The following is a 9456-nucleotide window of genomic DNA, read 5'->3' on the forward strand; positions in this document are numbered from 1 at the left end:
GCCTAACATAGCATTCAACTCCGGTCCGTTCTTGGTTGTCATAAACTTTGCCGCCAATTCCCCGATGTCACGAGGCGCGACCATCGGTATTTTAAGCGTTTTGGGAAAGAACGATATAAGTTCACCGGTTTCTTTTATGATCGGCAACGATGACGCCCAATTGCTCATGTAATAAGCGGATCTGATGATCTGATAAGGATATCCAAGAGCCCCTATCCCTTGCTCCAGCTCATATAACGTATTGAGATCACCAATCCTGCTGCCAGGCTGTGCCCCTAGCGTCGAGGCAACAACTATCTTTTCTGCCAGTGTTCCTTTTAAGGCTTCCACTAAGGAAGCGACCGTTTTCCTTTCCTGAAGGTCCGTGTCTGTCAACGGATCAGCAGGCGGATTCAATATAAAAATGTTTTTTCCAGTTTGAAAGATCTCGTGCAAACCTTCAGTGTCATAAATATCTGCAACTGCAAATTTTGCTCCTTTAGCTTGCCAATCAGCTGCAGACTTCGAGCTTCGAGAAATAATGGTTACCGCCTCGCCGCTTTTGAGCAAGGCATTAGCTAAGGCAGATCCGATCTGCCCTGTTCCTCCAGAGATGATGTTCATAATGCTATAGGTTAAATTTCGTAATAGATCAAAACTACAAGCTAGTGTGACAACTCTCTGTCATAGGTGCTTTCAACTTCGGATTTTTTATTAACCGGTGTGTGCTTAGACAAATTAAGAAGCTGAAATAAACAAAAAAAGCTGCAGCGCTAGGGATGTATGCTTTCTTCTGCCAGTCTGTTGAGGTATTGGGAGATCGTCATTTTATGTGGCTCAAATCTTTCGGCAAGGATATGAAAGGACTGGAACMGGTCAACCCTAAAAAAACGGTAATCCTTGCGCAACCGGCAAAAGGCAAGTAACAACCACTTGTTTGCTGCATAAAACAAAGCAAAAGGTTCAACCACACGCTCTGTAATTTCATTTTCTTTTAAAGCACAGTATTGGATTTTAATGAGCTTATAATCGGTTAGTGCCTGTTGCAACTCAGCTAAATGACTACTCAATGGCCTCTCGTCGTTATTAACATACACTTTTACACGTTCAGAGAGGAGGTTCATTTTCTCTTTTTCCGCATAATGCAGTACAGCTTTTACCTTGTCTGTCGCATTGCGGTAATTTCTAACCAGTGAATCATCGTTATTACCGGCAACGAGTTTTTCAGCGGTGATAACAGCAGCTGCTTCGCTTTCTGTAAACAACAATGGGGGGACTTTATAACCCTCAACCAACGAAAATCCTTTTCCTTCTTCCGTAAAAACCGGAACACCGGCCTCCTCCAACAGCTTGATGTCTCTATAAACAGTTCTTGTGCTAACCTTAAACCGGGTTGCAAGATCAGTTGCGTTTACAATTCGCTTGGTCTGCAAAACGGTAAGCAAGGCAATGAGCCTGCGTAAACGGGTAGCACTGCCAGATTGGTATTGGTTATTTGACAACATATGGACAAGACATAAATTAAATATCTACATTATTGGCTATTTTAATATATCGCGTTCTATTTAGGCATCCTTCAACTCCTTTTGCAGTTTCCTGCTCAGTTTCTGATCTTCCGTAAGAACTGAAGAGACTGTTTGGATTCTGTTGCATCCTGTTTCCATTTGCTCAAAAGGTTCTGGCTGATGCCCAGCTCATCAGCAATCTCTTTTATAGCCCCTCGGCTATTGGATAAATCTATAGACGCTTTCTTAAAGGAATCATCAAACACTCGTTTGCTCATCTATTCAAATTTAAATTTTCTGTTCAAATCTGACAAATAAATCCCTCTAGTTAAATGTAGCAACGCTAATCCCCTTGATGTGGGAGGGCAACAAAACCTTAGTCTTTCAACATATGTGTCAGAAAAAAAACCATATGAAGTATCCGCTAACACTTGATTTATTTAAAATTGATTAATTAAATCACTAACCAAATCTACTTATGAGAAACAAAATTTCATGTGTGCTCACTGCAGCACTATTATTTGCCGGCTGCTCAAAAAATCAAATCAACGATGCAGAACTGTTAATTCCGCAAAAAACGATCACAGCGCTCAGATCGGACTCCGTTAAGGGAAGCATGGCAGCGCTCGCCGTACAGGGTACTGCCGAAATTAACGCCTCTACTGTACAACAGTCTATAAAAGGGTTCGGTGGAGCCAATATTGTGGCATGGACGGGGGACTTGACAAGTACCCAAAGAAGTACAGCATTTTCACCTACAAACGGCATCGGTTTAAGCATCGTCCGCGTACGTGTCCCAAATTCCTCCACAGAGTTTTCTGCTGAAAAAGCAACTATTGATGCATGCAAGTCATATGGGGGCTCTGCTATCGCCTCAGCATGGTCGGCACCCGCATCGATGAAGACCAATGGAAGCGTAGTAGGTGGCAAAATCAAAACAGCTTCTTATTCTGCCTATGCCGCACATTTAAGTGCGTTCAATAGTGCAGTTGGCGGCCTTGCCGCCATTAGTCCCACGAATGAGCCGGATTATCAGGTCAACTACGAATCTATGGAACTTACAGCTCCGGAAGTAGCCGACTTTGTTGCTGCACAGGGCAGCAATTGCGGCGCACCGATTATGGCACCTGAACCATTTCAAATGAACCAGACTTATATTAATACCTATCTCAGTAATGCAACTGCAAAATCAAAAACCAGTTTTGTATGCGGCCACATTTATGGTAAAACGCCATATAACCTGGGGAATATTGGCAAACCAGTGTGGATGACCGAACATTATACCAATTCGAGCATAAGCGGGGAAGATTGGCCAAATGCAATGACAGCAGCCAAAGAAATCCATGACTGTATGAATGCAGGATGGAGTGCATATGTATGGTGGTATATCAGAAGAAGTTACGGACCGATCAGCGAAAGTGGCAATATTCAAAAATTAGGTTACATCATGGCACATTACGCCAGATATGTCCGCCCGGGATATACCAAAATCAGTTGTACTTCAAATCCAAGCACTGGTGTTTATGTTACTGCATACAAAAGTGGGACAAAATTAGTGCTTGTTATCATCAACCAAAATACAGCTGTTACTTATCAGCCCTTTAGCTATACGGGGATTTCAGTTAATGGATTCAACCGCTATTTTACAACAAGCACAACAAATCTTGGCTCAAACAGCTTCGCGGTTTCGGGCGGAAGCTTTGGCATTAACCTTTCTGCATCAAGCATTACAACACTTGTATCTTATTAAAAATTGCGTTTCCCTGGCCAAATGGTCAGGGAAATTCCATTCATTTATTAAATCAAACCACAGATCACTTTTGTTTAATCATCAAACGCTACCTCCCGAAAGCAAAGGCGATTTTAATAATAAACTCGTATAATTATTCAAAAATCACATTTAGTTCAAATTAAAGAAATTTTTATTTTTGCATAACACCAGCTCAGCGTCAATGGATTTAATCAAAAAGGCTAAAATATATTGCCCATGAAGGGATGCATTTTTTTATTCTTAAAACTATTATCGCTCAGGGTTGTTGACATAGATCGGGTATTAATGTGAATGTACCTCCTTTAATTAAATAATTGCCGCCCAGTATGGACTTAACTTCCCTAAATCAACTGTTTACCTTTAAGTCGATTTTTGAAAGCTTGGAAGACGCAGTAATCTGCCATGACATTGATTTTAAAATTACACATATAAACCCAGCGGCAGCGCGACTGTTCGGTTTTACCAAGGAGCAGATCGGAAAGGCAGTTTCCGGAATAATGGAAAAAGCCGTTTTTGAAGAGTATGAGCGCTTAGTGGATACTGTGCGGAGTGGTGCGAAAGTCCATGATTTCCGTACCATACGCCGATCGGTAACCGGGGAAGGCCTGCATGTTTCCATTACCATCTCTCCGATTACTGATGCTGAGCAAAAATTGATAGGCATTTCCCAAATGATCCGCGACATTTCAGATGAGTATACCGCTGATGAACAGCAAGCTACACTGGCAGCCATTATTGAAGGATCCGAAGATGCAATTGTCTCTAAAACGCTGGATGGTTTCATTACCAGTTGGAACAAGGGAGCACAAGGAATTTTTGGCTATTCTGCATCAGAGGTAATCGGGAAGCACATTACCATCCTCATCCCTCAAGACCGGATACATGAAGAAGATTACATTATCAATAAGGTAAGAGCAGGCCAAAGAATCGAACATTACAAGACAGTACGCCTGGCCAAAGACGGAACTGAAATACCTATATCGCTTACCGTATCACCCATAAGGAACAAGCAGGGCCGCATTATTGGGGTAAGTAAGATTGCACGTAACATTACAGCCCAAAAACTTGCCGATGAAAAGCAGGCCGCATTGGCTGCCATAGTGGAGAGTTCCGATGATGCCATCGTAAGCAAAACGCTCGCGGGCATAATCACCACATGGAATAAAGGGGCTGAAAATATTTTCGGCTATAGCGAAAATGAAGCCATTGGCCGCCACATCTCTCTATTGATCCCGCCAGACCGTCTTGATGAGGAAGAACGTATCATAGGCAGTATCAAAAGAGGTGTAAAAATAGACCACTTTCAAACCATAAGGATAAGCAAGGAAAACAAGGAAATCCAGGTCTCCTTAACAGTTTCCCCGATCAAGAACAGTGATGGGATAATCATTGGCGCTTCAAAGGTAGCCAGGGATATCACTGCCCAGAGAGAATCAGAAAATGCCTTAAAAAGCAACTCCCAAAAGCTCATGATCCTGAATTCGATAGGTAAGAGCATCAGTGAACAACTGGATGTTAATGTCATTTTGCAGAAAGTGACCGATGCGACAACAGAACTTACCGGGGCGGCATTTGGCGCTTTCTTTTACAATAAAATCAATGAGGAAGGTGAATCTTACATGCTCTATACGCTATCGGGCGCTCCCCGTGAGGCGTTTGAAAAATTTGGTATGCCCCGTAATACAGCAGTATTCCACACCACCTTTAGTGGTGAGGGGGTCGTGCGTGTAGACAACATCAGAAAAGATGAACGTTATGGCAAAATGGCTCCCCATTTTGGGATGCCCGATGGACACCTCCCTGTGGTCAGTTATCTGGCCGTACCTGTAATTTCCTCAACAGGGAAAGTAATCGGCGGACTTTTCTTTGGTCACCCAGAACCTGGCATATTTCTGCAGGATCATGAAGATCTGGTGGTTGGGGTTGCTTCTCAGGCAGCCATAGCACTCGATAACTCTAAACTTTTTGAAGAGGTTAAAACCMTTAGCCTTAAAAAGGATGAATTTATAGCCTTGGCTTCCCACGAACTCAAAACACCACTTACCTCTATGAGCGGCTTTCTTCAGGTGCTTCAAAAAACAGCTTCGGATGGTCTGAACAAAGTTTTTTTAGACAAGGCGATCAAGCAGGTAGACAAACTCAATATCCTTATAAACGACCTGTTTGACATTTCCAAAGTCCAGGCTGGCAAATTACAGTTCAATTTTGAACGGCTGGACCTTGGTGCACTGATCGGTGATATCTGCGAAACATTTGAGCAGACCGTTCCCGGACACAATTATATTTATACCCGCGAAGGAGACCTTGTATTGCAGGGAGATAAAATGCGGATGGAACAGGTAATCACAAACCTGATTGGTAATGCAGTAAAGTATGCGCCCCACTCCCGGGATATTAATATAACGGCTGTAAACCATGACCATGAAATAATTATTTCCGTGATAGATTATGGCGCAGGGATTCCTGCGACCGAACAGATCCATATATTCAGCCAGTTTTACAGGGTAAGAGAAAAGGACCGGAATATATCCGGACTTGGACTGGGCCTTTACATTACCAAGGAGATTATTGAACGCCATGGAGGGCGGATATGGGTGGAAAGCGAGCCCGGCAAAGGTGCTGCATTTAAATTTGCAGTCCCTAGTCTGTAACATACACATTAAATCTAATATAACAAAGACAAACACAAATGAGCAAAAAATTAGTTTATGTCCTGGAGGACGACGCGGATATCAGTGAGGTGGTCAGTTATATCCTGTCCGAAGAAGGCTATGAAGTAAATGGCTGCCCTACCGTTGCGGCGTTCAACCATATGATCTCACAGAGATTGCCTGATATAGCGATTCTTGATATCATGTTGCCCGACGGTAACGGACTGGATATCTGCAGGCAATTGCGCATGGATGAACGTACCTCAGTCATTAATATCATCATGATGTCTGCCAACACTACCCAGAACGAAATTATGGGTTCGGGCTGTGGCGCAGAATTTATAGCAAAGCCCTTTAATATCGACCATTTCGTTGCCCGGGTAAACCGGTATGCTTAAATTGGTTTAACACCGTTTCCAATACTGAAAAATGTTACAGTTTTTGAGGTTGGTAAAAAACTTGACAATTGTAACCCTGATATGAGTTGACAAATTGTCGACGGTTCAGCTTCCTCTAATAATAAGGACGATTCGATTAAAATATTATCTTAATTTTTAAGTTATGCTAGTTTTAAAGGGACCGGTCTTGGCGGATTTCCAAAATAGAAAGTTTGGAGATGGATAGCTAATGCCCGGAATATGGCATTGTAAAAAGATAACTAGTTAAAATACGTCCTTTTAAAAAGCAACGCAACAAAATAGTACCACCTCAATGTGTTCTGTTGAAAAAGATGGAACAATTAGCGCTGCATTATATATATTTGGATAATCTCCAGATCAAGAAATTGTAACCCAAAATTCCCGAATGACAAGAAAACCTACGAGCGGCCCCATCAGAAATAAAGAATGGACAAAACAAAAACTTCTGGCCGCTGTTGGTAAAATCTTAAAAAACGACGGTTTTACCGGCTTAAACGTTAGCAAAGTAGCATTAAAAGCCGAAGTAGACCGAAAATTGGTTTATGATTATTTCGGCAGTATGGAAGGCCTGGTAAAGGAATACCTGAACAATAGCGATTTTTATACTGCAAATATCGATCAGTCAAAAGAAATAATCGAGCAAAACAGAAGCGATCAGGGCAAAGGAATGTTGTATCATTTATTGGAAGATCAGCTCGATTCTTTAATTGCAAATGAAGAAATGCGAAAGATCATCAGTTGGGGGGTGTGCGAAAGTTCAAAAGTATTAGAGGAGTTGAATGAGAGACGTGAATCCCTGGGAGAGCAGTTTTTTAGTGAACTTACTGACGAATACTTTAAAGGCAAAGACAAAAACATCAGGCCGGTTGCTGCCCTTCTAATAGGGGGTATATATTACATTACCATGATTGCTCATACGAATAACGGCCTGATCTGTGGAGTTGATATCAGGAAAGAAGAAGCACAGGCCGAAATAAAAAAGACCATTAAACAAATCATTGAATGGGCGTACCTGTAGCCATTCCTAAATAAGTTTGTAGTACAATCAATTAAATGAAAGGCTCGTCTCTCTCAGTTCCACAAATCTTCATTAAAAGCCACGAAATTCCCATGATTTTCCGCAGCTTTTTCCCTTCTAATACAATTCTTTTGTATGATGTGTTTTATGGATTTATAGCGCATAATTGGCGAGATCGCGAACAGGCAGATTTCTCCAAAATCCAAACCAAATAAACGTAAAAAAGACGCTTATAAAAGATTGCTTTCTCCTATTTAGCTTAACATCTTGGAATAAAGCAGGAAAACGAGGAGTTTACCCCCTAATTTATATTAGATTACCCCTCACTACAAGCACATTTTTTATGGTTAATTTGTTTCAACCAAGTATAAAAATCTGGTAAACTACCAGAAGTATCTTTTACAATTTCTTTTAATCCTTACCGCTGTTTAGGCAGCAGCAGCAAGGAATGGGCATGTGATTACGGGATAAACCAAAAGCCTTATAACCAGATCGTTTTAAAAGGATGAACCTTTTTAAACAAGGTGATTAAATAGTTTTTATTGATCATAAAAAGAGGGGCTCACCTAAACGAGTGGCATATGTCCTCTTTAAATAACCAAACGAACATGTTCATATGCCTGTTCATTCATTCTTACCTAATTTTATGAAAACAAAATCTTTTACTTTACCCTCAGCCGGCATATTGATGCTTGGATTTGTTTTATTTTTTGGCAGTTGCAGAAAAAACGATCTTCCTGATCCAGACAGCAAGGATCAGCTTTCGGTGAAAGGAAAACTGAGCGCAATACCGCCAAACGAAACCCCGCTGTCCGTAACCAATGGCACCTTTTATATTGTGAACCGCAAAAGTGGAAAAGTACTCGATGTTGGTGGTTTTAAAACTGCTGACGGCTCGAATGTTTCGCAATATGGCGGTACAGGCGGAACAAATCAAAAATGGACCCTGACCCTACTTCCTGGTGATTACTATTCAATTATTGGTGTGCATAGCGCCAAAGGACTTCAGGTAGACCAGGCGGGAACAGCTGATGGGGATAATGTGAATATATCTACCTATTCGGGCGCTACGAACCAGCAATGGCAATTCACCTCATTGGGCAACGGGTATTACCGCATCATTAACCGAAACAGTGGTAAGGACCTTGAAGTTGCCAACCAGTCAATCGTTGATGGTGCCAATGTTGCGCAATGGGCTTACAATGGCGGAGAAAACCAGCAATGGTCTTTGTTAACGGTCAATGCAGGCGGTCAACTGAATTGGGTGCTTAACAGTACAGGGGTACCGGCTGACGTGGTCACCCGAATTACCCACGCCATGAATGACGCCTGTGCAAGATATAATGCTGGCGCCAATTGGCCCGCCCGCACACTTACTGTGCAATATAACACAGGTGTGCCCACAGCTGATGGCAGTACCAACGGAAACATACGTTTTGGTGCAAATACCAGTTACCAGAATGTGCGTACGGCAATGCACGAAATTGCCCACACCTATGGCGTAGGCCTAAGCACCGGATGGACATCAAATACCAGTACGGGGGATTTCTTGGGCGCAAACACAGTTGCACTTGTTAAAATTTTTGATGGCACTAGTGGTGTAATACACACAGGAGGCGGGCATTTTTGGCCTTACGGTTTAAACTATGACAATGAATGGAGTGAAACAAATGCCTTCAGACATGTAAAATTAGTTTTTGCAATGCGATCAGACGGGATGTAGAGAAACAGAGCTGTAGCTACTATTGAATGGAAGAGGGTGTATCATAAAAGCGATTTCACCTCAGATGCTGTCATGTTGAGCCTGTCGATGAAAATCGGGAGGCTCTCTACAGGAGTCCTCCGGACAGGATGACAAATCTATATTTATGATACAACCTCTTTTTAAAAAGATATTGACAATAAAGAACGCTGATATTTTTTCATTTCCCGAAGATTTGGTTAATAACACTTCGTTCACTTCGATTCGGATATTTGTTCTGTTTTAATTTAAAGGTCTTTATCTTTATGGGCCTTCCTTTTTTCTGCCATATATTCGGATGGTGCTACATTATATTTTGCTTTAAACGACTTAGCAAAATAATTAGGAGCGCTAAAACCAACCATATAACAT

General features: G+C 41.8%; 8 protein-coding genes. 5 read left to right on the forward strand and 3 right to left on the reverse strand.

Going from position 1 to position 9456, the window contains the following annotated elements; all coding sequences use genetic code 11:
* The 3 genes from AC1DPQ_RS08595 to AC1DPQ_RS08605 form a co-directional block, all read right to left on the reverse strand.
* A partial coding sequence (locus AC1DPQ_RS08595) for an NmrA family NAD(P)-binding protein (protein ID WP_477608829.1) occupies positions 1-603 on the reverse strand: 603 nt, incomplete at its 3' end.
* A gap of 149 nt (positions 604-752) precedes the next feature.
* Positions 753-1484, reverse strand: a complete 732-nt coding sequence (locus tag AC1DPQ_RS08600) for a helix-turn-helix transcriptional regulator (protein ID WP_477608831.1) — start codon at positions 1482-1484, stop codon at positions 753-755.
* A gap of 95 nt (positions 1485-1579) precedes the next feature.
* On the reverse strand, positions 1580-1762 hold the full coding sequence (locus AC1DPQ_RS08605; RefSeq protein ID WP_477582509.1) for a transposase: 183 nt from the start codon (positions 1760-1762) through the stop codon (positions 1580-1582).
* A 200-nt stretch (positions 1763-1962) separates the two neighbouring features.
* Here AC1DPQ_RS08605 and AC1DPQ_RS08610 point away from each other — a divergent pair, with 200 nt between their 5' ends.
* From AC1DPQ_RS08610 to AC1DPQ_RS08630, 5 genes are all read left to right on the forward strand, one after another.
* Positions 1963-3234: a glycoside hydrolase gene (locus tag AC1DPQ_RS08610; protein ID WP_477582511.1), complete on the forward strand. Its 1272-nt coding sequence runs from the start codon at positions 1963-1965 to the stop codon at positions 3232-3234.
* Between the two features lie 347 nt (positions 3235-3581).
* Positions 3582-5906, forward strand: coding sequence for a sensor histidine kinase (locus AC1DPQ_RS08615; protein WP_477608833.1), 2325 nt, complete (start codon positions 3582-3584; stop codon positions 5904-5906).
* Between the two features lie 38 nt (positions 5907-5944).
* Positions 5945-6304, forward strand: coding sequence for a response regulator transcription factor (locus AC1DPQ_RS08620; RefSeq protein WP_477582515.1), 360 nt, complete (start codon positions 5945-5947; stop codon positions 6302-6304).
* A gap of 406 nt (positions 6305-6710) precedes the next feature.
* Positions 6711-7343, forward strand: a complete 633-nt coding sequence (locus tag AC1DPQ_RS08625; RefSeq protein WP_477582517.1) for a TetR/AcrR family transcriptional regulator — start codon at positions 6711-6713, stop codon at positions 7341-7343.
* A 646-nt stretch (positions 7344-7989) separates the two neighbouring features.
* Positions 7990-9066 carry an RICIN domain-containing protein gene (locus AC1DPQ_RS08630; RefSeq protein ID WP_477582519.1) on the forward strand — a complete coding sequence of 359 codons (1077 nt, stop codon included), beginning with the start codon at positions 7990-7992 and terminating at the stop codon, positions 9064-9066.
* Positions 9067-9456: the final 390 nt, after the last annotated feature.

It is taken from the genome of Pedobacter sp. 01T416_2 (genome assembly GCF_056398925.1).